The organism is Jeotgalibacillus soli (assembly GCF_000829435.1).
Lineage (GTDB): Bacteria > Bacillota > Bacilli > Bacillales > Jeotgalibacillaceae > Jeotgalibacillus > Jeotgalibacillus soli.
Genome location: NZ_JXRP01000009.1, coordinates 581233 through 605554 on the forward strand (window position 1 = coordinate 581233; position 24322 = coordinate 605554).

Consider the following 24322-nt stretch of genomic DNA (forward strand, 5'->3'; position numbering starts at 1 on the left):
GGTCGCTTTAGTTCGTTGAAGGGGTCTGACCCCCTTCAAAAAGCACGGGGGAAATGTCCCCCGTGCTTTCGTTTTGTCTAAAATGTGAACTTACATTATAACCTATGTGATGTTGTGAACTTTTTGTCGACAACTCGTTGACATACAATAATGCCTATTGTATGCTTTTAAAGGGTATAATGATAAGGTTTTCATAAGACTGAATTGTGTTCGGATATTGTCTGAAAAAGGCTTTTTTTTGCCCACCCCCAAATCCATTCTCTGAATGTGAGGATGCGCTTATGCGTCAGCAACGACGTCCGTACCGAGCGATGGCTTTATACACTGCCATTCTGTCACAACTAGCTGGTTCCATGCTGGTCGGTCTTTTCACTGGAAGGTGGCTGGATCACAAATGGGACACAGAACCGCTGTTTTTGATCATAGGCTTATTGATCGGTCTTGCGACTGGGATTTATGCCATGCTTCGTACAGTGAATCAATTCTACTCAGGAGATTAATAGAAAATGCCTGACCTAAAACAGCACTTCCAGCGGTATACCAAATATATTTTATACTTGCTGTCCATTTTTGTCCTTGGATGGGGATTCACTCCGTATCCTGCCGTTTTTCTAGGCTTAATAATAGGAAGTTCATTAAGTCTTTTCAATTTATGGCTGATAAAAAAAAGAATGGAGCGTTTTGACCGCGCCTTGGATCAAGGGAAAAAAGTGCGATCGCTTGGTACATTTACACGAATGGCCTCAGCTGGGTTTGCAGTGCTTATTGCACTGGAGTTTCCGGAATTCATCCATATGATTTCCACTGTTATTGGATTAATGATGGTATATATCGTCATTATGATAGATTATTTTATTCAGCAATTTATCCTATCTAATAAGCGGGAAGAGAGGTGAAATAAATGGATCATGGAGCACCATTGGTTGATTTTATGGGGCTGACCTTTAATCTTTCCAATGTCCTAATGGTGACCGTAGCAAGTGCAATCGTTTTTATTATTGCTTTAATTTCCACGAGAACCCTAGCTATGAAGCCAACAGGTATGCAAAACTTCATGGAATGGATCATGGATTTTGTCCGTAATATCATCAAGAGCAACATGGACTGGAAGACTGGCGGCAGTTTCCACATTCTTGGCATTACCTTGCTTATGTATGTCGCAATCTCAAACTTTCTTGGTTTGCCGTTTGCGATTGTATATGATCACGAGCTATGGTGGAAGTCACCTACGGCTGATCCGGTAATTACCATGACGCTAGCAGTGATGGTTGTCGTTTTGACACATTACTATGGCATAAGAATGAAAGGCTTCAAGGAATATGGAAAAGATTTTTTCCGTCCGATGGGATTTTTGTTCCCGCTGAAAATAATCGAAGAGTTTGCGAATACGTTAACACTCGGTTTGCGTCTTTACGGTAATATTTATGCAGGGGAGATCCTTCTAGCATTGCTGGCAGGAGGACTTGCAGCAACCGGAGCTTTTGGCTGGCTTGCAGCAGCAATTCCAACACTCGCTTGGTTGGCTTTCTCCGTCTTTATCGGTGGTATCCAAGCCTTTATCTTTGTAATGTTAACGATGGTTTACATGTCTCACAAGGTGAGTCATGACCATTAATATATTTACCCGTTCATTTGTTTGAACAAATAATAAACAAAAAACTATTATCCACTACAAGGAGGACTTTTCTATTATGACAGGTTCAATTGGTCTATTAGCAGCAGCATTGGCAGTAGGATTAGCAGCACTAGGTGCAGGTATCGGTAACGGTATGATCGTATCTAAAACAGTTGAAGGTATCGCTCGTCAGCCAGAAGCTCGCGGTATGCTTCAAACAACAATGTTCATCGGGGTTGCATTGGTTGAGGCCGTTCCGATCATCGCGGTAGTTATCGCGTTCATCGTACAAGGTCAATAATCAATTAGCAGCGTTCCAAAAATGGCGAAGATCATTCCAAGCGAACCTTCGCCATTCCTTTATGTCTATAATCCTTCTTTAATAATAGAAGAAGGACGATTAATACATCGACCGTACTAAGATTGACTCTTGAAGGGAGTGAAACGAGCGTGTTCACACTTGACGCATTCATCCTTGGAGCAGTAGCAGACTTTAATGGCGGAGATATTTTATTCCAGCTGGCTATGTTCGCTATCTTAATGTTCCTGTTAAAAAAATACGCATGGGGTCCGTTAATGGGCATCATGAAGCAGCGTGAAGATCACATTGCTGGCGAAATTGAAGCGGCTGAAAAAAGCCGTGCTGAAGCAAAGCAACGGCTAGAAGAGCAACGTCAATTACTGAAAGAAGCTCGTCAGGATGCACAAAACCTGATTGAAAGCGCACGTAAACAAGGTGAGCTTCAGCGCGAAGAGATTATTACTGCCGCTCGTGCAGAATCTGACCGTATGAAACAATCCGCCTTGCGTGAGATCGAGACTGAAAAAGATCAGGCGGTTGCAGCACTTCGTGAGCAAGTGGCATCTCTATCCGTCTTGATTGCATCGAAAGTAATTGAGAAAGAATTGACTCTTGAGGAGCAACAACAGCTAATCAATGAGACAATTGCGAAGGCAGGCGATCTGCGATGAGACAATCTACAGTCGCAAACCGTTATGCACAGGCTCTTTTTGAGCTAGCACAGCAGCATCAGCAAGTGGAAACAGTGGAACAAGATCTGCGCGTCGTTCGTGATGTGTTTAATCAAAATCCTGATTTTTCTTTGCTTTTGCAATCTCCAAAGCTTACAAAAGAACAAAAAAAGCAGCTGATCCAACAAACTTTCAGTGGTGCGTCCACGTACGTAATCAATGTATTATGTATTCTTATTGATCGACGCCGTGACGAAGAAGTCGTTGCGATTGCAGATGCTTTCATTGAGCTGGCATTAGCAGCACGCGGCACAGCCGTTGCACATGTGTATTCTGCTACAAAGCTAAGCGAAGCAGATCAAGCAGCACTGTCATCTGCATTTGCAGCACGCGTTGGAAAACAGAGCTTACAAATTAACAATATAGTGGATTCTACGCTGATTGGCGGATTGAAGCTGCGCATTGGCAACCGTATTTTTGACGGAAGCCTTCGTGGAAAGCTTAATCGTCTTGAACGGGAATTACTTCGATAAGATTTTCAAAATGAGGGGTGACATTCATGAGCATCAAAGCTGAAGAAATCAGTGGGCTGATAAAACAGCAGATTGAAAACTATCAGTCGGAAATTCAAGTTACAGATGTCGGTACCGTCATCGAAATTGGAGACGGTATTGCTCGTGCTCATGGCCTTGATAGCGTCATGGCTGGAGAGCTTGTTGAATTCTCCAACGGCGTTATGGGTATGGCACAGAACTTGGAAGAGAATAACGTTGGTATTATTATTCTTGGACCATACCGTGACATTAAAGAAGGCGATGAAGTTCGACGTACGGGCCGTATTATGGAAGTACCGGTTGGTGAGGAATTAATTGGCCGTGTAGTAAACCCGCTTGGTCAGCCAGTGGATGGACTGGGTCCGATTCCTACAACAAAATCTCGTCCGATCGAAAGCCCGGCTCCTGGTGTAATGGCACGTAAATCCGTTCACGAGCCGCTTCAAACAGGAATTAAAGCGATCGATGCACTTGTGCCAATCGGCCGCGGACAGCGTGAATTGATCATCGGTGACCGTCAAACAGGTAAAACATCTGTTGCCATCGATACAATTCTGAACCAAAAAGACCAAGATATGATCTGTATCTACGTTGCAATTGGTCAAAAAGAATCAACAGTTCGTGGAACGGTTGAAACGTTGCGTAAGCACGGAGCGCTTGATTACTCAATCGTTGTAACGGCTTCTGCATCTCAGCCAGCTCCATTATTATTCCTAGCACCTTACACAGGAATTACAATGGCTGAAGAATTTATGCTAAATGGCAAGCATGTATTGGTTGTTTATGATGATCTATCTAAACAAGCGGCTGCTTACCGTGAGCTTTCCTTGCTGCTTCGTCGTCCTCCAGGTCGTGAAGCATATCCTGGTGACGTATTCTATCTGCATTCACGTCTTTTAGAGCGTGCTGCTAAAATTAACGAATCACTTGGTTCAGGGTCCATTACGGCTCTTCCATTCGTAGAAACGCAAGCTGGTGATATCTCAGCTTATATTCCAACAAACGTAATCTCGATTACAGATGGACAGATTTTCTTACAATCTGACCTGTTCTTCTCGGGTGTTCGCCCAGCGATCAATGCGGGTCTTTCCGTATCTCGTGTAGGTGGATCTGCACAAATTAAAGCGATGAAGAAGGTATCTGGTACACTGCGTCTTGACTTGGCAGCATACCGTGAGCTTGAAGCCTTTGCTCAATTTGGATCTGACCTTGATAAAGCGACACAAGGCAAGCTGAATCGTGGAGCTCGTACCGTTGAAGTATTGAAGCAGGACTTGAACAAACCGCTAAAGGTTGAAAAACAAGTTATGATTCTTTACGCATTAACAAAAGGTCATTTGGATGACATTCCAGTTCAGGATATTCGCCGCTTCGAAGCTGAATTGCTAAGCTGGTTGGATTCTAACCATACCCAATTGTTGGATCATATCCGCACTACACAAGGTCTTCCAGAAGATGCTGACATGGTAGCGGCAATCAATGAATTCAAAAAGACATTTGCAAAAAGCGAATAATCGTTAATCGTCTTTTTACGCTAAATAACAGCAGCAATAATTCTTTTTGAACGGTGAGCAGGCATACCGTCTGCCTCACCGGATCCATATTTTCAACCAAAAGGGTGGTGAGAACCAATGGCATCGTTACGCGATATAAAAAACCGAATCACATCGACAAAAAAGACAAGTCAAATCACGAAAGCGATGGAAATGGTGTCTGCCTCCAAATTAAGCCGTGCGGAGTCAAATGCAAAAGCATTCGTTCCATACATGGATAAAATTCAGGAAGTAGTTGCCTCCATTGCAGTGGGTGCGAAGGATGCAAGCCATCCAATGCTCGTATCCCGCCCTGTGAAAAAAACAGCCTATCTTGTCATCACGTCTGACCGTGGATTAGCAGGAGCGTACAACAGTAACGTTTTGCGTGCTGCTAATAATGCGATCCAAAATCGCCATGCCAGCAAGGACGAGTATGTTGTTATGACAGTAGGCCGCGTAGGCCGCGACTTTTTTGCGAAAAAAGGGATTAACATTATCGATAGCATCCTTGGATTACCTGATCAGCCAACTTTTGCTGATATTAAGGAAATTACAGGGAAGGCAGTAGCCATGTATGCAGACGGGGCATTTGATGAGCTCTATATGTACTACAACCACTTCGTCAGCGCAATCTCTCAAGAAGTAACAGAAAAGAAAGTTCTTCCTCTAACCGATGTCGCTTCCGTTTCAAAGAAGCTTTCATCCTATGAGTTTGACCCTTCTGCAGATGCAATTCTTGAAGTGCTTCTTCCACAATACGCAGAAAGCCTAATTTTTGGCGCATTGCTTGATGGAAAAGCAAGTGAGCACGCTGCACGTATGACGGCTATGAAGAGTGCCACAGATAATGCGAAAGACTTAATTGATTCGCTATCTCTATCTTATAACCGAGCTCGCCAGGCAGCGATTACGCAAGAAATTACGGAAATCGTTGGCGGAGTAGCGGCACTAGAATAAAGAAAAGTGCAAACGCCCGTACAGTCTCAGGCATAGCACAAGGCGATTCCCGAGGAGGCCGTACTTTGCCCCCGCAGGGAAGTGACTTGTGACTTTGATGGGCTGGGGGCTGGAACTAGACAAACCGAAATGACTGTGTAAATCTGCTCACCTCGTTGAGTCGAACACCTCAGTCGTACTTAATAATCGATGATCGTCAAAAGCAAGCTAGGAGGGAAAAGTATGAATAAAGGACGCGTTCTTAAGGTAATGGGTCCGGTTGTTGACGTAAAATTCGACAACGGCCATCTTCCTGAAATTTATAACGCATTAACAGTTGGTGTTGGTACAGGCACTGACACCCTTTTAACGTTAGAAGTCGCTCTTCACCTTGGTGATGACTCCGTTCGTACCATCGCAATGTCCTCCACAGATGGATTAACTCGTGGTGCTGAAGTTACAGACTTAGGCGCACCGATTTCTGTTCCTGTGGGTGATGTTACGCTTGGCCGTGTATTCAACGTACTTGGAGAAGCGATTGACTTAGCGGATGAATTGGCACCAGGCACTCGCCGTGACCCAATTCACCGTCAAGCTCCGACATTTGAAATGCTTTCAACAGACACGGAAATTCTTGAAACTGGAATCAAGGTTGTTGACCTTTTGGCTCCTTATATCAAGGGTGGGAAAATTGGTCTGTTCGGAGGAGCAGGTGTTGGTAAAACTGTACTTATCCAAGAATTGATCAACAATATCGCTCAAGAGCACGGTGGTATTTCCGTATTCGCCGGTGTTGGAGAGCGTACTCGTGAAGGAAATGACCTTTTCCACGAGATGACAGATTCAGGCGTTATCAAGAAAACAGCGATGGTATTTGGACAGATGAATGAGCCGCCTGGTGCACGTATGCGTGTAGCACTTTCCGGTTTGACAATGGCTGAATATTTCCGTGATGAGCAAGGACAGGACGTTCTTCTTTTCATCGATAACATCTTCCGCTTTACACAAGCAGGTTCTGAAGTTTCTGCCCTTCTTGGCCGTATGCCATCTGCCGTTGGTTACCAGCCGACATTGGCAACAGAGATGGGTCAGCTTCAAGAGCGTATCACATCTACTAACGTTGGTTCTGTTACATCGATCCAAGCGATCTATGTACCAGCCGATGACTATACGGATCCAGCGCCAGCGACAACATTCGCTCACTTGGATGCGACAACAAACCTTGAGCGTAAGCTTTCAGAGATGGGTATCTATCCAGCGGTAGATCCACTTGCCTCAACTTCTCGTGCATTGTCACCTGAAATTGTTGGTGAAGAGCATTACTCCATTGCGCGTGAAGTTCAACAAACGCTTCAGCGCTACAAGGAGCTTCAAGATATCATTGCGATCCTTGGAATGGATGAGCTTCAGGATGAAGACAAACAAATCGTGTCTCGTGCACGCCGTATTCAATTCTTCTTATCTCAAAACTTCCACGTGGCGGAGCAGTTTACAGGTCAAAAAGGTTCTTATGTACCAGTAGCAGAAACAATTGCTGGATTCAGAGGGATTCTTGATGGCAAATATGACCATCTTCCTGAAGATGCGTTCCGTCTTGTAGGTCGCATTGAAGAAGTTATTGAAGCTGCGAAGAACATGGGCGTAGAGGTATAATTAGGGACCAGGAGGGGAAAAAATGAAGACCGTTAAAGTCAATATTGTCACTCCCGATGGCCCTGTGTACGAGTCTGATGTGGAAATGGTAAGCACAAAAGCTCAAAGTGGTGAACTAGGGATTTTGCCAGGGCACATCCCGATGGTAGCACCGCTTGAAATTGGCGCCGTCCGTCTGAAAAGAGACGGAGGCACTGATTATGTAGCTGTCAGTGGAGGATTTTTGGAAGTTCGTCCTGAGCAAGTAACCATTCTTGCTCAAGCTGCAGAGCCAGCTGACCAAATCGACATCGAACGCGCGAAGGAAGCGAAGCAGCGTGCTGAGAAAAACCTTCAAGCTAAGCAGGACAACATTGATTTCAAACGTGCGGAGCTTGCTCTAAAACGTGCAATGAACCGTATTGACGTTCATGAGAACAAACGTTAAATACCTCCGTATGTGGTAGAATATACCGGCCCTTATTTCTGGATTAAAGACATCTTATGTGTCTCCGGAATGAGAGCCGGTTTTTATTATTTATCTTTCTTTTTTCTCATTAATTTCTCATCTATTTGTGATACACTGATCAAGTATGTGTCGCAGGAGGTGAAAGTAGTGGTTGCTTTTGGACAACAAGCACTCCTTAGTATGCTAATACACCTTGTCTTTATCGCTCTTAGCTTCTGGGCGCTTCAAGCCCTCCGAATCGATAAGGCGCTTAAACCAAACCGTGTGATGCAGGCGCGGGTGCTATTGATTTTATTAAGTATCGCCATTGGTTCTTCGGTGGCAAATTTCTTTTTATCGTACTCAACATGGTCTCAGCAGCTTCCTTTATTGTGGTGATCTAAAAACCCATTTTTCACGTATTCACTATATGTCCATTTTGTGATTAATAGTTGCGAAATAAAGTCGATATAATTTATGAATTACGCGAAAAAGGGTTTAACTTTAGCAAATCGTGGAATAAACAACCATCAGGTTATTACAAAAGTATGACAGTTACTTAGTAGCAGCACTTGATACTCTCTATATATAAGAGAAATTCGAAGATCTTGCATATGATAAATCATGAATATCTTTGAAAATGTTACACTTACAGTGAATTTTAAAAGTTTGCTATGAAGGTAAATGTCGAAAAACGTCATATTTAGTATGGAATTGTGACTATTTTCTCTTGTATTAAAGGCTTATTGAGTGATAAGATTTGAGATGTTTTAGTTTTTTGATTCGGCTATGTAACTTATAAAATGATCTATGAACATTGATGCTGATAACTTTGACCTTTGAATGTGACAGACACTGAGAGGCGAATACCTATAGGTTTCACTTCAGTCGCTCACAATGAATATGAATAGTACTAATAGAATAAGACGCGGAGGGGAACTCACTTGGAAAAAATTATTGTTCGTGGTGGAAATGCTCTTGAAGGAACCGTGAAAGTAGAAGGAGCTAAAAATGCAGTTCTTCCTATACTTGCTGCAGCATTGCTTGCAGGAGAAGGGAAAAGTACGTTATTAGATGTTCCGGCATTATCAGACGTAAAAACAATTAATGAAGTGCTTCGTCATCTCAATGCAGATGTAGAATACACAATAGAAGAAAATAAAGTGGTTGTAGATGCATCTAATAAGCTTGCGCTCGAAGCCCCGTTTGAGTATGTAAGAAAGATGCGTGCATCTGTACAGGTAATGGGTCCGCTTCTTGCTCGTAATGGTCATGCAAGAGTTGCATTGCCAGGAGGATGTGCAATTGGATCTCGTCCAATCGATTTGCATCTGAAAGGCTTTGAAGCAATGGGAGCCGCTATAACAGTTGGAAACGGCTTTATTGAAGCGAAGGTTGACGGACGTCTAGCTGGAGCTAAAATTTATCTTGATTTCCCTAGTGTTGGCGCAACGGAAAATATTATGGCTGCTGCAACATTGGCAAACGGTACAACCATTATCGAAAATTGTGCAAAAGAGCCAGAAATCGTTGACATGGCAAACTTCATGAACAAAATGGGGGCCAATATTAAAGGTGCAGGAACTGACACTATCCGTATTGAAGGGGTAGAAGCGCTTTATGGTGCTGTACACAACATTATTCCAGATCGTATTGAAGCAGGGACATTTATGGTTGCAGCTGCCATTACAAACGGAAATGTACTCATTGAAAATGCAGTCCCTGAGCACTTAGCTTCACTTACAGCCAAAATGAAAGAAATGGGTGTAACGATCATTGAAGAAGGCGAAGGTCTTCGTGTCATAGGACAGCCAAATTTAAAATCGGTTGATATTAAAACAATGCCGCATCCAGGATTCCCAACAGATATGCAATCTCAAATGATGGCATTGATGCTGAAAGCACAAGGCACGAGTGTTATTACTGAAACGGTGTTTGAAAACCGCTTTATGCATGTTGAAGAATTCCGACGCATGAATGCGAATATTAAAATCGAAGGACGTTCTGTCATTATGAACGGTCCAAACAATCTTCAAGGTGCTGAAGTTGCTGCAACCGATTTAAGAGCAGGTGCTTCACTGATCCTGGCAGGTCTTATATCGGAAGGCTATACACAGGTCACTGAGCTTAAGCATTTAGATCGCGGCTACGTGAATTTCCACGGAAAGCTTGTTGCACTTGGTGCAGATGTTGAACGCATTAACGATACAGTAGAAGTGAGAGACGAAGTAACTGTTCAAGCATAATACTGAACTTATATAATCCAACTTATATTTACTCATACTCTTATTACTTATAAGCAGTATATACGTGAATCTTTACGTGTATACTGCTTTTTCATATTTTCTCCTTCACCTACATAGAGTGGCAGGAGATAACTTTTAAGAGGGAGGCTAATGAATGAAAAAGAAACCGCTATGGATCGTTCTCTTTTCATACCTATTAATCCTACTATGCATTCCTGCTGTTGTATTACTCCCGCAAGCAAAAAAGGAAGGTGCATCACAAGAAATGAACCAACCAGCAATCGAACAGCAGAATACTGAAAAACCAGAGGATGCGGCTATTACTGTCGCTGTTTTTAGAGTTAGCAAGCAGCAGGTCGAGCAAATGGAGCTTGAAAAATATGTGGAGGGTGTTGTGGCAAGTGAGATGCCTGCTTCTTTTGAAGAAGAAGCATTAAAAGCTCAGGCACTCGCGGCAAGAACCTATATAACACGGATGATGACTAGCGGAGGGGTGTCCGGACTGGAAATGCCGGCTGATATTACAGACACGGTCGCACATCAGGTTTACAAAAGCGATGACGAACTGAAAATAATCTGGGGCAAGGATTATGAATGGCAAAAAAAGAAAATTAAAGAAGCGGTAGCGGCCACAAAGGGTGAAATTTTAACATACGAGGGCAAGCCGATCACCGCATCCTTCTTTTCAACAAGCAATGGGTGGACAGAAAATGCAAAGGATTATTGGGAAGAGGATGTGCCCTATCTTAAGTCCGTTCCAAGTGAATGGGATGAAAAGACTTCGCCAGGCTTCCTTGCTGAGGTAACAATCCCTGTGAATGAGTTTGAGGAAAAGCTCGGAATCAATTTGCAGGAAGGAGAAATGGGCACTGTGACGGCACGCACGCCTGGCAATCGAATCAAAACGGTCAGCATTGCAGGAGAGACCTTTTCCGGAAGAGAAATTCGTGAAAAGCTTCAGCTTCGTTCCACTGATTTTCACTGGAAACAAAAAGGGAACGCTGTCGTCATTCAAACGAAGGGCTATGGTCACGGGGTAGGGATGAGTCAATACGGAGCGAACGGGATGGCAAAGGAAGGAAAGAAATATGATGAGATTCTTGCGCACTACTTCAAAGGTGTCAAAATCGAATCAGTGGAGCCGTTTATATCGGCTGTTATTGCACAAAGATAACATAAACCATATGCCACCGAGAAAAACGTTTCTCGGTGGGGCATTCGTTTGCGAAAAGAACAAGGACGAACGGTTTTCCAGGTTGAAGGATTTATCTGTGAGTCCTTTTAAAATAGATGAGCCAAATTAACAATTCCGAGCCGCCGTTGGTTTGTTCAAACTAGGCGCTAAAAGGGTGTAAATATAAAAAGGCCTGCCTCATAAGTCATCCATTCTTTGACTTATGGGACAAGCCCTGAGTTTTAATTGATAGCTGTACTGACTCACCGCTCCTAGCCAATTTTAACGCTTCTGCTTTCTTGAATGAATCGGTCACCTTACCCAGCGTTGAAATGAATGCAGCAGCCGGCCTAAGCGTCGGTCAAATCCGAAAAAACAGGTATGCTTAATGACCAAATAGGCAATGATGACGCCGGTTAGATCCTTGATTGCATCAATGACAGTCGCCGATCGTGAAGGCACGAAGGCTTGGTGAATTTCATCAAGCAATCCATAAAAACCAGCGAACACCGCGGCAAAGATATGCGTTGTATCGGATAACCGTCCATTCGCCAATAACGCGAGGACGAATAATAAATGTAAAAGGCCAAATTCAACGACATGCAAAGCTTCTTTTATAAACCGGTCGGCAGATGAGGAAGGCAGCTCCATGACGGCATTATGCGGAAGGCTGGAGAACAGCCAAATAAGGGCCATATACAGAAACGGAAGAATGGTCAGTGTCACTTTTATCAGTTGCCTCATGAATGATTTCCTTTCGTCATCGATCATCACTAGATAGAGAAATTGTAGCATAAACACTTTCCATTTTATGGTCGATAATAAAATTTTTTGTGACAATGTATAGAATTTCCTCCAACCGTTCAGAATGGTTGCTGAGGTGATGAAAATGAGAGAGGGAGACAAAAAGAACTCTACCCTAAAATCAAATTGGAAAGCATTTATGAAGAAACGCTGGTCGCTGCCTGTCCTTTATCTAGGAGTTGCTGCGATCGTAGTCTCAACCGTTCTTGTATTGCAAAGCCCTGGTGAAGAAGAGGTTGCCGAAGTTACCAATGAATTTGGTGTTAGACAAAATGACTGGTCAGCATTAGATGCAAACGGTGATGCGCAAGAAGTAAATCAATCAGCAGAATCATTAATTATGCCCGTCGTTGATCCATCAGCTGCAGTTATTCACCGTTCTTTCTATGATCAAGAAGCATCTGCTGAAGAGCAGGAAGCGGCCTTAGTCGTCGTCAATCAAACCTATTCTCCAAACCTTGGAATTGACATTGTGCAGGAAGGGGAATCCTTTGAGGTCGTAGCTGCCATGAGCGGTACGGTCACAGTGGTACAGGAGGATTCGTTTATCGGCAATGCCATCGAAATTGAACATGGAGATGGACTTGTCACTAGATACCAGGCGATTGAAGATATTACCGTGGAGGTTGGAGACAACGTAAAGCAAGGTCAGCCGCTGGCAATGGCTGGTGTGAGCGAGCTTAACACAGAAGCGGGCACTCATCTTCATTTCGAAGTCCGCAAAGATGGAATTCCAGTTAATCCAACGTCATTGATTAATGAATAAAAATGGTCGTCCTTTATCGCCTTTTGGTGGAAAGGACGATTTTTTTTATAAGACTCAGTTAAACGTGTTTGTTGATTGCAGAACGCAGACGTTTACTTTTCGTAGGCGGTCCGACGCTCCTCGGTACTAATTCGGAGGGCACTGAAAAAGTAAGGTTTTCAAAAACAGCGAAAAATCAATCCTCACTTTATCTCTCATTTTTCATAATAATGTAGCGGTCATGTCCCGCACAATCAATCGTAAAATCAATGTTATTTTGGGAATTGATTTTACGAGTTTAAAAATGAGCGGCTTTTTCGGCAGCCTGGCTATGCGCCTGTGGGGTCTCACTATGACGGTGGCTTCTCTAAGCAGGGGTCTCACGCTTTACGTACCAATCAACATCGTGCAAAAATCAACAATGATCTTTAGCCTTTTATAAGATAATAGGGTGTGTTTTTATAAACATATGAATTACGTCAATTCCTGATGAAAAAAGAGCATAGAAGCAGGTCCTCTCTGCATATAATGGGACAAATGGAGGGGACACCTCCTTTTGGGAAGTATCCCCTGTAGGAGGCCGGAGCAGTGCACGACTACATCAGGGAGAGAACGCTCTTGGTTGGCAAACACATAGTGGAGACGAGGCAGACTGTACGTGTCATTGCCAAAACCTTTGGTGTATCGAAAAGCACAGTGCACAAGGATCTGACTGAGCGACTGCCCGAATTAAATCCGGCATTGGCAAACGAAGTAAAACATATTCTCGATTATCATAAATCGATTCGGCATCTAAGGGGCGGGCAAGCAACGAAGCAAAAATACAAAAGGTAAGAGGTCAAGAATCAAACGTCTGTTTGGTTCATGACCTCTTGTCTTTGTTGTGGTAATATATACTTATTGGACTATGTTCACTTTTGTATTTACTATGAGCCTTTTCTGCTTATGAACCTGAGCTGATAAGAACCCATTAAAATTTAGGTACATTTGTCTATAAATTGATTATGAATAGTAGAAGGGAGCAACGACAAGAGATGTTTGCAAAGGATATAGGAATTGACCTTGGTACAGCGAACCTATTAATTCACGTTAAGGGAAAAGGCATTGTTCTGAATGAACCATCCGTTGTAGCGATTGATAAAAACACAAACCGAGTATTGGCGGTTGGAGAAGAAGCACGTAATATGGTGGGACGCACACCGGGGAATATTGTAGCGATTCGTCCGTTAAAAGATGGAGTCATCGCTGATTTCGATGTTACAGAGGCGATGCTTAAACACTTTATTAATAAGCTGAATGTAAAAGGTTTTTTATCAAAGCCGCGCATTTTAATTTGCTGTCCAACCAATATTACAAGCGTCGAACAAAAAGCAATTCGTGAAGCTGCTGAAAAAAGCGGAGGAAAGCGAATTTATTTAGAGGAAGAACCAAAGGTTGCCGCGATTGGAGCCGGCATGGATATTTTCCAGCCAAGCGGAAATATGGTTGTTGATATCGGCGGCGGAACAACAGACGTTGCAGTACTTTCGATGGGCGACATTGTCACATCTTCTTCGATTAAAATGGCCGGCGATCAATTCGATGCAGACATTTTAAATTATGTAAAAAAAGAGTACAAGCTGTTGATTGGTGAGCGCACAGCTGAAGCGATTAAAATTAATATCGCAACGGTGTTTCCGAATGCACGTCATGAGGAGCTGGAAATTCGCGGACGTGACATGGTAAGTGGATTGCCAAGAACCATTACCATTACTTCTGGTGAAGTTGAAGGAGCATTGCGTGAATCCATCTCAGTGATTGTACAAGCAGCCAAGAATGTTCTAGAGAAAACGCCGCCTGAACTATCAGCGGATATTATTGACCGGGGTGTCATTCTAACTGGCGGCGGGGCACTATTGCACGGCATCGACCAGCTGCTGGCTGAAGAGCTTAAGGTCCCTGTTTTTGTAGCGGATAATCCAATGGACTGTGTCGCAATTGGAACGGGCGTTATGCTTGAAAACATTGATAAAATTCCTCATCGCAAGCTAGGGTAAGAAAAGCTTCTCAAACTGGAACAACCGGGTTTTTTGGATGTCGATTTTTGGAGAACATCTAAAAAACCCGTCTTATCAACCATCCACATTTCGACGGTGTTTGTTTATAATAGAAATATGACAATAATGAGGTGATCAAATGTTCCGAGGATTTTATACAGTAGCAAGCGGCATGATTGCACAGCAGCGTCGAACTGAACTGCTGACAAACAATATGTCTAATGTTAATACACCTGGTTTCAAGGCGGACCAGGCTACGATGCGCGCGTTTCCTGATATGCTGTTATCTAGTCTTGGCGATTCAAAGATTCCGACGGAAAATGGACTTTCACTTTTGAATATGCCTACTGTCGGCGCTTTGAACACAGGTGTATACATGCAGGAAACCATTCCTCTTTTCTCTCAAGGAGATGTAAGAGAAACAGGATTTTCAACGGATATGGCTCTTATACAGGGAGAAATGCCGATTAATGAAGAAACGGGATTACCTGGCGCGATTTTCTTTGTTCTGGAAAACCAGGATGGAGCAGACCGGCTAACCCGCAACGGTAATTTCACACTAGATGCTGAGGGCTTCCTTACGACTGCAAATGGCTATTATGTACTTGATGAAGCGGGCAATCGAATTGAGCTTGAGAATGACCAGTTTCAGCTATTAGAGAATGGCCGTATCATGGTGGATGGGCAAGAGGCTGCACGTGTTGGCGTTGCGTATGCGGACGATCCGCAAGCACTTGTAAAAGAAGGGGACGATTTGCTTCGTCCGCCGGATGGTGTAGTCCTGCCGAACGCATACGGACAAGCTGATATCACCTTTGAGGTCCAACAAAACGCACTTGAACAGTCCAATGTGGACAGTGCCCGTACAATGACGGATTTAATGACCGCGTACCGAGCCTTTGAGGCCAATCAAAAAGTCCTTCAAGCCTACGATCGCAGCATGGAAAAAACAGTGAATGAAGTAGGACGGGTAAATTAACTTTTTTCTATAAAAAGAAAGCTATGTTAAAGTCCATTGTTGATGCTTGCACAGCGTTGATTGGAGCGAGCGCCTGAAGTGGAAATCAACAGACACGTTTGACATAGCCAAAAAGAAAAGAAATGCGTAATCGTATAAAAGGGGGAAGCACGTTGATTCGGAATATGGTAACGGCAACCAACACGATGGGACAGCTGCAAAAGCAGCTTGATCTTATCTCAAACAATATTGCCAACGTAAATACATACGGTTATAAGGAGAATAACGCGACATTTACATCCTTGCTGACACAGGAATTTCAAAACCAGCGAAACGATGCTGCAGACCGAAATACACCTCTTGGTATTCGCATTGGAGTCGGCGCTAAATTGGGCCAAACACAGTACAGCAAACAACAAGGCGCTATGCAGGATACAGGCCGTCTATTAGATTTTGCCTTTGAACAGACAAGCCAATACTTTAAGGTGCTTGTGCAGGATGAGAACGGTGAACAAGAAATCAATTATACCCGGAATGGCGCCTTTAATTTATCGCCAATCAACGCAGATGAAGTCATGCTGGTAGACGGTCAAGGAAACCCCATATTGGACCAAAATGATAACGTGATTCTGTTCGATGGTGATAATACGAATATTGGACTTAATGATAACGGGACGCTTGTTATCAGCAATGCAGGCGGTGGGGTGCAGGCTGTGGAGCTTGGAATCGTCAATGTCCAGCGCCCTCAAATGATGGAGCGCGTTTCAAACGAATACTATAGCATTCCGGATAATCTGGCTGAGCTTGGAGTAGACCAGGGAGAAGTGCTGGTACAAATGGAGGGCGGCCTTAGGCAAGACATTGCTCTACGCCAAAGAGCGCTTGAGCAGTCCAACGTGGACCTTCCAAGAGCATTTACGGATCTAATCAATGTTCAACGGAATTATCAATTCCATTCAAGAGCAATCTCTATTTCAGACCAAATGCTAGGTCTTGTAAACGGATTGCGCTAAAGGAGTTCTTATTATGGCAGAGAATCGAGCAACGAAAAATATAGAACAACAAAATACTAAACAAGAGGATCAAGAGCCGAAACGTAAACCGCGATGGGTTCAGGTTCGCCTTTTTCCAATTACGGTTCGTGTTCTTCTCGTTTTACTGCTCGTGGCTGGCAGTCTCGTTGGCGGTCTAATGATTGGGTACGGCGTCATTGGTGACGGAAATCCCTTAGACGCACTCAATAAAGAAACATGGACACATATTTATGATATTGTGATGAAGGATGAAAGCTGAAACAACGCTCTTTTCCTTTTCTATCTAAATTCTATTAAAGATAATAGTTAATTTTTGCACGATGTTGATTGGGGCAAAGGGCGCGAGACTCCTGGGGGCTGAAGCGGACATCAACAGGCAAATTTAACACAGTCTTTTCATTAAGGAGGAAATAATATGTTAGATATCCAGCAAATTAAAGAAATCATTCCACATCGCTATCCATTTTTATTAATTGACAAAATCGTAGAAATTGAAGAAGGAAAACGAGCAGTCGGCATTAAAAACGTTACAGCAAACGAAGAATTCTTTAATGGTCACTTTCCTGACTACCCAGTTATGCCTGGCGTGTTAATCGTAGAGGCTCTTGCACAAACAGGCGGGGTTGCCATGCTTAAAATGGAAGAGAACAAAGGAAAGCTTGCATTCTTTGCGGGAATCGACAACTGCCGATTTAAGCGCCAAGTGAAGCCTGGAGACCAATTGCGCCTAGAGGTTGAAATTATACGAATCAAAGGACCAATTGGTAAAGGGAAAGCCATCGCAACCGTAGACGGCGAAATCGCCTGTGAAACCGAAATCACATTTGCAATTAAATAAAAAACTATTTTAAAGTCACTTGTTGATTTTTCCGCGATGATAATTGGCGTGTAAGGCGCGAGACTCCTGCTTAGATAAGCAAGTCAGTGGGAGACACCATAGGCGCGAAGCGCTCACGGTCCGTTCCGCGGAAAGCAAGCAGCGCCTGCGTGCTGCAATCAACAGACACGTTTAACAAAGCCAAATAAAATACCGAAAATGGTGAACAGCAATAGCCTTCTCCATTTTCTTTTTTTTATACTCTCAGGCTTGTACATAAAAATCCTCTCCATGGAGAAACTATTGTGAGACCGACAAATGGTCACTACTTTCAAAAGGAGAGGGCATACATGAATAAATGGTATAAAATTGTTGGAGGTACAATGATTGCTGCTGCCTTAATGGTTGGTTGTAACACGGACGACAACGCGAATAATGACAACACTGACAACAATGGAGCAAACGATGTTACGGATGAAGTCCGTGATGAGACGAGCGACCTAATCGATGACGCTGGTGACGCTGTTGATCCTAATGACAACGATAATGGCATGGACAATGGCAATAACGACAACAACGGTACCATGGGCAACGACGACAACGGCACTGATATCAACACAGACGATGATAAAGACGCCATGACTGATGACAATACCCCGCAAGAAGAACCTATCGAAGATGACATTGATCGTAAAGATACAGATAACGTCGATGAATAAATACTTGTGACGTGGAAGAGGGGGAGTTCCCCTCTTTTTTATTTCCTCCTAATCATATGAAAAAGAGCTGGCAAGCGCCAGCTCCTACTTGAATATAAACTACACCTTCTTCAATCGAGGGCGCTCTTTCATCTGATCACGAAACTCCTCAAGAAGCTTCTCGCCGCTCAAATCAGAAGTTGATACGAGATGATCAAGCAGCTGTTCAGCGTATTCATTGCGGCGGTTTCTGAGATGTCCTGTGAATAGTACGCTAATTTTATCTGCCACGTGCTTTACTTCATGCACATGTGCGAAAAAGGCAGCAGGGTCATTTTTGTTGCTTGTAATTACGGCCCATACCTCTAAATCTTCACGCTTTTGCTGTATATCTTTAAAGTAGTCATAGTCGGCTCCAGGTAAAAAAGCTTCGAGGATCCACGTTTGCTTGTCATCTTCTTTATTGATAATCAGACCATCAATCAGGTCGAACTGACGAGTCTGCTCCTCTTCAACAATCTGTAATTGAATAAGCTTGAATGTTTTCATCACTGAACCTCCCTAGTCGTTTTTATTTGGATTTATTATAACATAGTCGCTCAAGTAAAATTTCATGGAGAAATTGAAAAATGGATCATATTCATCCTTTAATTTATCAATCATTAAAAAGAATGATGAATTTTCTATCAGAAAATATGTTTTTCACCCAATCTCAACCTCTTAATCGCCTAGTTTCCTGCTTTTACAACGCTCCTTGCTTTGTTTATGATGAACCTAACAAAACGAAAGGAGGTAAGAAAGGTGATTAATCAAGTCACGCTTGTTGGAAGGCTAACGCGAGATCCGGAGCTTAAAACGATTGGAAATGGAAAAAGCGTGTTATCGATTGTGCTGGCAGTAAATCGTCCGTTTAAAAATCAGCAAGGAGACAACGATGCAGATTTTGTCCTTTGTACCATTTGGAACCGCATTGCAGAAAATACTTCACAATACTGCCATAAAGGCTCACTCGTGGGCGTCACCGGGCGGATTCAGACTCGATTTTTTGATAAAGAGGACGGGAATCGGCAATACGTGACGGAAGTACTTGCTGAATCTGTTCGTTTCCTTGAATCAAAACGCCCAGACTTTACACCCGCCTCAGAACGAGAACCTCTTCATATGGAAACGCTTTAATCGGTTTTGCCATTCACCATTCATTACTCACACTTATTATCCCGTTCAAATGCAAGGTTTATCCAATAAAATATTGCACCCTCCAAATCCTCTGCGAAATATGTATACCTCCTCGAAGCAGCACCCAGTTTTATCGAAGAACCTCCCCATAATTAAAAGCCCCAGTCGATTATCGACTGGGGTTCCTCTTTGTTTCTTACGTTAAGACGAGCAGATCCTCAAGCTCTTTATTCGTAAGCTCGGTGATCCATTGATCGCCTTTTATGATTTCTTCATTCAATGATTGTTTTTTCTCCAGCATCGTGTCGATTTTTTCTTCGACTGTTCCAGAGCTGATAAATTTATGCACATGCACAAAACGAGTTTGACCTATACGATAGGCGCGGTCGGTTGCCTGATTTTCGACAGCAGGATTCCACCAGCGATCATAATGAACCACATGGTTGGCAGCCGTCAGCGTTAATCCCGTCCCCCCTGCTTTTAAAGACAGGATGAAGATCGGGAAGTCACCCCGCTGGAACTGCTCCACCATTTCGTCCCGTCGCTGCTTTGGCGTAGAGCCGTTTAAAAACGGAACCTTAACACCATATTCCTTCTCCAGCACAGACTTGATCATATTTCCCATTGAAATATACTGCGTGAAAATAATGGTCGCCTCTCCAGCCTCCATAATATGCTCGACTAAATCCATAAGCTTTAGCATTTTTTCAGATCGAGAGATGACGTGATCCGGCTCGTCTTCGTGTAAAAAGAGTGCGGGATGATCGCATAGCTGCTTCAATCGATTCAGCATCTGCAAAACGAGTCCCTTGCGTTCAATTCCAGCTAAAGCCGGTATCTTTTCGAGCGTATCCTTTACCAGCTGTTCATATAAAGAAGCCTGTTCAGCCGTTAGCGGGCAAAATTCCTTTTGCTCAATCTTATCCGGAAGATTTAAGCCAACGGCAGGATCATTCTTTGTTCTGCGCAGCAAAAACGGCCGAATTCTTCCTTGCAGCTTGCGTGTATAAACTTCTGAACCATCACGCTCAATCGGTACGACATAGGACTGGCGGAAGCTTGAGAGCGAACCGAGATAGCTATGATTGATAAAATCAAAAATCGCCCAAAGCTCAGAAAGCCGGTTCTCCATCGGTGTACCTGTTAGGGCAATATGGTGCTGACCTTGCAGCCTGCGAATGGCCTTTGACTGCTTCGTATGCGGATTCTTAATATTTTGTGCTTCATCCAGTGCAACAGCGGACCATTCAGTGGCTCCGAGCTCCTCCTGGTCTACATGGCATAAGCCGTATGACGTTAAGACGATATCCGCATGTTTGATCGCTGACGTAAAGGCTTCTTCCTTTTCACGATTCGGTCCGTAGTGTAGATGCAGCGATAAGCTCGGGGCGAATCGTTCAATTTCACGCTGCCAATTCCCTAAAACAGACGTTGGACACACAATTAAAAATGGCGTCTTTAATTTTTCTGTTTCTTTTACATGAAGCATGTAGCTGATGAGCTGAATCGTTTTTCCAAGTCCCATATCGTCAGCCAAGCAGGCGCCAAAGCGGTTCGACCGTAAAAAAGCCATCCAGCTGAAGCCTTGCTGCTGATAAGGACGCAGCTCCCCCTGAAGTGCTGCAGGGGGACTCAGTAAAGGAACCTTTCCGATATCATGCAAGGAGTCCATCATGGATTTAAGCGAGCGGTTCAGCTCATATTGGATGCGAAGACTTTCTGCTTCTTCAGGTGCTGACTCATCTTCTGCTTCATCAAGCTCCTGCTCCAGCAGATCACGCATGCGAATGCCCTTCTTTTTTGCTGCGGACATGGCCTCGCGAATACGAGTGATCAGGGCTGGATCAAGAGAGATCCATTCACCGTTCACTTGAATAAAGCGGCGTTTTTGCTCGACCATTTCCATAAATTCTTCCTCTGTCAGATCACTGCCGTTGATGGAAACCTTCCAGTCATAATCCACCAGCGCGTCAAGCCCCACAAAGGAGGGACGATAGCTGCGGTCGCTCCGGACAGCGGCTTTTAATGAAACACTTGACTGCTGAATTGATTTCCACCATGCAGGAAGCAGGATTTCAACATCCAGTGCCAGAAGCTTCTGGCTGCCTTCAGTTAAAAATAGCCACGCTCGCTCCTCGGTCATTTTCGTCTGCCACTCGCCGTTTTCGTCCTGCAAATAAGGGATCAGCCGAACCCAGCGCAGCAGCTCTCGCTCTATTTCATTCTTTTCGCTTTTCCACCGGTCTGGAAGCGAGCGTTCAAGAGGAAGCGCCATATTGATATCATAGGTCCAGTCAGCGCGCCTGCGATCACGCAAAAATGGCTGCATCGTCCAATCGCCTTCTTCTGAATCAGGCTCCTCAAAACGGATGCCAAAGCGATACGGATACGTAAGATCCTCTTCCTGCACCCATGTTGACCATTTATCTTCATCGAAATAGGTCGCCAGATCAGCGGCCGTTAATGCGTGATTTTGGCTGAATATTTGCTTCGCAAGCCCTTGGCTGCGGTGGTGATGCTGGAAGAAATAAGTGATCGCCTGCTGATACCAGTTGTTCACACTTGATTTCGTTTTTTCCTCAAGCGAAGCGGCTTCAGGTCCTGACATATCAATCCATTCCGACCAGAACTCTTCGCTGAGCGTCATGGTGAAGCGCTGCTCCTCGGTCATATCGATCTCCCGGTGCCATTCGCCAATCCATTTGCCCTCTGTAATCCATTCAAACAAAAGCGGAGCAGCATCATAATAAAACTGTGCGGTCTCCGACATATCCCATCGCATTCGGCCGTGAAAGCTTGGCTGAGATAATAACGTCAGTGTAGCCCAGCCATCCAACACAATGCTGTGCGGGGGAGCTTCTGCATGCTGATGGAGCATCGTTCCATAATAGCTTTCCTTATGCCACAGCAATAGGTGATGCTTCCAGCCGTTTGGATCAAGAGGGTCCCCTTCACCATTTAGCACCTGAAGGGCAAAGTGACCGTCATTTAGCTGTGTTAGATCAATCATTTTGACGTCACTGATCCACATGAATCAAATGCCCCCTTTTACACTCTTCCTGAAACGCACGCAGTCTGCGGTTTTTTTCAAGAACTGCTTGAAAATACATTTCCCATTTGGAGGAGAGATTTCGTTGGATATAAATTTTCTTCAGTTTTTTTAAATACCTGACAGCCTTTCGGTAGCTGTCGCGCTGCTTTTCTGCAATCAGCTGATCAATCCATTGGTGAAGAAGGGGAACAGCGTATTCCGGTTTCTTTTCGATCAACTGTTTAAAGCCGGCAATTTCAAGCTCTTCAGGCTGAAAGCCAATCCAGTGAACAAGCTCGACCCATTCTTGATAACGCCCGGACTCTAAAAGCAGCGAGCCGAGATGTCTTGCACTGAACGGCAAGAGCACCTCGTGGATGGCAATGGATGCCTCAGGTGATTGCATGCGGATTCGTCCCGTCTCAAGCTTTCTGATCAGCCAATGAGCGAAGGCCCGCTGTTCGATATCAGAGGAAAGCTCATCCATAAAGGCAGGAATTTTATACGGAAGCTCTTTTAAAATCGTTACCGCAGCCTCAATCCGGTCATCCCATAGAAGCCACTCCATCCAACGCACCGCATGCGGCACAATGGATGGGGAAGAAAGGCGGAATTGTTCCTTCCACAAATCATTTTTCATTAACAATAAGGCTAGCGCCGTTCGTGCGAAAAAGTTATTTTCTTTTTCGGTGCCAGCTGACGAAAGGCCATCTAATTCCTTTTCACGCCAGGACTTCGTGGTAAAAAGCTGAAACCATAGAAGAGAATAAACAGATAACGCCATTGGAAAGGATTCATAATCCAGAAGCTGACTTGCCTCTTTTCTCATAGCCTCTAAAAAAGGATCAAAGGCAAATGGACGCGCATAAACGGATAAATCGGACATCGCATCCTCCATTTTATCGAGCAATCCTTCTAATACATGCACGACCTCATCATTTTTTAAGGCATTGCGATCGACAGAAGCAATGCGTTCGGTTAATTCAATAAACAATAAAAGAGAGGTATGAAGCTCATAAAGAGGCTTCCATTCCTTTTCCATTGGCGCCTGCTTTTGAATCGTCGAACGCATATTGGCAACGTAATGCTCCAGCAAAAAAGGCTGAGCAAGCAGCTGATTCATATTTAATGGCTCGGCTGCGCGCTGCACAAGCTTCTTCCACGCAGCGGGTGATCTTTCTGACTGGAGCTGAACCGTTTTTTGATTTCTCCATTTGTTCACCCATTGACCGACACTGGCAATCTGCTGATAGAGTTTAAAAAACACAGCCATTCGGTGACGGCACCATTCCTCTTCAGGACAGCTGCAGCTGCTTGTTTTTTCAGGATCAAGAGAAATTCTTACATTTACCTGATAGACATCACGCACCTTTGCTTTCACCATATGAAGAGCAGGATCGTAGGCTGTATCCGTAACAGTCCCTTGTCTGTATAAGAAAAGCCCTTTTTGAATCAGGCGTTCATCTTGCTGGTTGGAAGGATGAAACTGGTGGAAAAGCTTCTTCTCCAGCTGCTCCATTCCACTTGTAAATGATGGGGAAGATATCGACATTCGAGTTACCACCTTTATTAATGGTCCTACTTACTATGTTCATGAACGCACAAAACGATCAAACCGGTACGTCCCATAAATGAAAAAAAACATACCTTTTATTATACTCCATTTTTAAGGAAAAACGAACCAATCACGTGAAGATATAAAAATTGATCAATAAATCGTCTGTGAAAATGTCTCCACTGCCGGCTTTTTGAGAGCAGGAGAATTTTATAAACCTTCGTAATTGATTCGCTCATTTATGGGTCAAAGCTGCACAAATATGGTCTTAAGTTGAAGGTTTATGTTTAAACATGACGACATCGCCCCCAGCATCTCCCACCCCGCCCCAACAAAAAAAGAACCGGCAAATGCCA

General features: G+C 43.9%; 26 protein-coding genes. 22 read left to right on the forward strand and 4 right to left on the reverse strand.

Annotation, left to right across the window (positions count from 1 at the left end; genetic code table 11):
- The first annotated feature begins 281 nt into the window (after positions 1-281).
- From KP78_RS05810 to spoIID, 13 genes are all read left to right on the forward strand, one after another.
- On the forward strand, positions 282-500 hold the full coding sequence (locus tag KP78_RS05810; protein WP_041086994.1) for an AtpZ/AtpI family protein: 219 nt from the start codon (positions 282-284) through the stop codon (positions 498-500).
- A 6-nt stretch (positions 501-506) separates the two neighbouring features.
- Positions 507-896 (forward strand): ATP synthase subunit I, encoded by a 390-nt coding sequence (locus KP78_RS05815; protein ID WP_041086995.1) that lies wholly within the window; start codon positions 507-509, stop codon positions 894-896.
- A 5-nt stretch (positions 897-901) separates the two neighbouring features.
- Positions 902-1615: a F0F1 ATP synthase subunit A gene (gene atpB, locus KP78_RS05820; protein ID WP_041086996.1), complete on the forward strand. Its 714-nt coding sequence runs from the start codon at positions 902-904 to the stop codon at positions 1613-1615.
- A gap of 88 nt (positions 1616-1703) precedes the next feature.
- Positions 1704-1916, forward strand: coding sequence for a F0F1 ATP synthase subunit C (gene atpE / locus KP78_RS05825; protein ID WP_039813889.1), 213 nt, complete (start codon positions 1704-1706; stop codon positions 1914-1916).
- Positions 1917-2065: 149 nt separating this feature from the next.
- On the forward strand, positions 2066-2587 hold the full coding sequence (gene atpF / locus KP78_RS05830) for a F0F1 ATP synthase subunit B (protein WP_041086997.1): 522 nt from the start codon (positions 2066-2068) through the stop codon (positions 2585-2587).
- On the forward strand, positions 2584-3120 hold the full coding sequence (locus KP78_RS05835) for a F0F1 ATP synthase subunit delta (RefSeq protein ID WP_041086999.1): 537 nt from the start codon (positions 2584-2586) through the stop codon (positions 3118-3120). The genes atpF and KP78_RS05835 overlap by 4 nt, the downstream gene beginning before the upstream one ends.
- 26 nt (positions 3121-3146) lie before the next feature.
- Positions 3147-4655, forward strand: coding sequence for a F0F1 ATP synthase subunit alpha (gene atpA / locus KP78_RS05840; protein ID WP_041087001.1), 1509 nt, complete (start codon positions 3147-3149; stop codon positions 4653-4655).
- 117 nt (positions 4656-4772) lie between these two features.
- Positions 4773-5633, forward strand: coding sequence for an ATP synthase F1 subunit gamma (gene atpG, locus KP78_RS05845; protein ID WP_041087002.1), 861 nt, complete (start codon positions 4773-4775; stop codon positions 5631-5633).
- Between the two features lie 222 nt (positions 5634-5855).
- Complete coding sequence (atpD, locus tag KP78_RS05850) at positions 5856-7265, forward strand: F0F1 ATP synthase subunit beta (protein ID WP_041087004.1); 1410 nt, start codon at positions 5856-5858, stop codon at positions 7263-7265.
- Positions 7266-7287: 22 nt separating this feature from the next.
- Positions 7288-7692 (forward strand): F0F1 ATP synthase subunit epsilon, encoded by a 405-nt coding sequence (locus KP78_RS05855; protein ID WP_041087005.1) that lies wholly within the window; start codon positions 7288-7290, stop codon positions 7690-7692.
- Positions 7693-7893: 201 nt separating this feature from the next.
- Entirely contained in the window at positions 7894-8091 is a 198-nt protein-coding gene (locus tag KP78_RS20565; protein WP_052474674.1) for a DUF1146 family protein, read from the forward strand.
- A 545-nt stretch (positions 8092-8636) separates the two neighbouring features.
- Entirely contained in the window at positions 8637-9938 is a 1302-nt protein-coding gene (murA, locus tag KP78_RS05865; protein ID WP_041087007.1) for a UDP-N-acetylglucosamine 1-carboxyvinyltransferase, read from the forward strand.
- 154 nt (positions 9939-10092) lie between these two features.
- Positions 10093-11112, forward strand: a complete 1020-nt coding sequence (gene spoIID, locus KP78_RS05870) for a stage II sporulation protein D (protein ID WP_041087009.1) — start codon at positions 10093-10095, stop codon at positions 11110-11112.
- A gap of 312 nt (positions 11113-11424) precedes the next feature.
- On the opposite strand, the gene KP78_RS05875 is transcribed toward spoIID, so the two are convergent.
- Positions 11425-11952 carry a VanZ family protein gene (locus tag KP78_RS05875; RefSeq protein WP_235420844.1) on the reverse strand — a complete coding sequence of 176 codons (528 nt, stop codon included), beginning with the start codon at positions 11950-11952 and terminating at the stop codon, positions 11425-11427.
- Positions 11953-12055: 103 nt separating this feature from the next.
- Here KP78_RS05875 and KP78_RS05880 point away from each other — a divergent pair, with 103 nt between their 5' ends.
- The 8 genes from KP78_RS05880 to KP78_RS18525 all read left to right on the forward strand — a co-directional run bounded on the left by KP78_RS05880 (position 12056) and on the right by KP78_RS18525 (position 18225).
- A complete protein-coding gene (locus tag KP78_RS05880) occupies positions 12056-12682 on the forward strand; it encodes a M23 family metallopeptidase (protein ID WP_235420845.1) in 627 nt (208 codons plus the stop codon).
- A gap of 567 nt (positions 12683-13249) precedes the next feature.
- The gene (gene spoIIID, locus KP78_RS05885) at positions 13250-13495 is read left to right on the forward strand and encodes a sporulation transcriptional regulator SpoIIID (RefSeq protein WP_041087012.1); all 246 of its coding nucleotides are present in this window, start codon (positions 13250-13252) and stop codon (positions 13493-13495) included.
- Positions 13496-13695: 200 nt separating this feature from the next.
- Positions 13696-14697 carry a rod shape-determining protein gene (gene mreB / locus KP78_RS05890; protein WP_041087014.1) on the forward strand — a complete coding sequence of 334 codons (1002 nt, stop codon included), beginning with the start codon at positions 13696-13698 and terminating at the stop codon, positions 14695-14697.
- A 139-nt stretch (positions 14698-14836) separates the two neighbouring features.
- Complete coding sequence (locus tag KP78_RS05895; protein ID WP_041087015.1) at positions 14837-15676, forward strand: flagellar hook-basal body protein; 840 nt, start codon at positions 14837-14839, stop codon at positions 15674-15676.
- Positions 15677-15828: 152 nt separating this feature from the next.
- Complete coding sequence (locus KP78_RS05900; RefSeq protein ID WP_041087017.1) at positions 15829-16668, forward strand: flagellar hook-basal body protein; 840 nt, start codon at positions 15829-15831, stop codon at positions 16666-16668.
- Between the two features lie 13 nt (positions 16669-16681).
- Positions 16682-16948, forward strand: a complete 267-nt coding sequence (locus tag KP78_RS05905) for a DNA-directed RNA polymerase subunit beta (RefSeq protein ID WP_041087019.1) — start codon at positions 16682-16684, stop codon at positions 16946-16948.
- A 156-nt stretch (positions 16949-17104) separates the two neighbouring features.
- A complete protein-coding gene (fabZ, locus tag KP78_RS05910; protein ID WP_041087021.1) occupies positions 17105-17527 on the forward strand; it encodes a 3-hydroxyacyl-ACP dehydratase FabZ in 423 nt (140 codons plus the stop codon).
- A 329-nt stretch (positions 17528-17856) separates the two neighbouring features.
- Entirely contained in the window at positions 17857-18225 is a 369-nt protein-coding gene (locus KP78_RS18525) for a hypothetical protein (RefSeq protein ID WP_052474636.1), read from the forward strand.
- Between the two features lie 99 nt (positions 18226-18324).
- Here KP78_RS18525 and KP78_RS05925 read toward each other — a convergent pair whose 3' ends face one another.
- Entirely contained in the window at positions 18325-18753 is a 429-nt protein-coding gene (locus tag KP78_RS05925; RefSeq protein ID WP_041087022.1) for a YwpF family protein, read from the reverse strand.
- Between the two features lie 252 nt (positions 18754-19005).
- Between KP78_RS05925 and KP78_RS05935 the strand changes: the two genes are divergently transcribed.
- A complete protein-coding gene (locus KP78_RS05935; protein WP_041087025.1) occupies positions 19006-19380 on the forward strand; it encodes a single-stranded DNA-binding protein in 375 nt (124 codons plus the stop codon).
- Between the two features lie 196 nt (positions 19381-19576).
- Here KP78_RS05935 and KP78_RS05940 read toward each other — a convergent pair whose 3' ends face one another.
- Both KP78_RS05940 and KP78_RS05945 read right to left on the reverse strand, forming a co-directional pair.
- A complete protein-coding gene (locus KP78_RS05940) occupies positions 19577-22411 on the reverse strand; it encodes a DEAD/DEAH box helicase (RefSeq protein WP_041087028.1) in 2835 nt (944 codons plus the stop codon).
- Positions 22398-23963, reverse strand: a complete 1566-nt coding sequence (locus tag KP78_RS05945) for an SWIM zinc finger family protein (protein ID WP_041087030.1) — start codon at positions 23961-23963, stop codon at positions 22398-22400. Before KP78_RS05945 ends, KP78_RS05940 begins: the two co-directional genes overlap by 14 nt.
- Positions 23964-24322 lie beyond the last annotated feature (359 nt).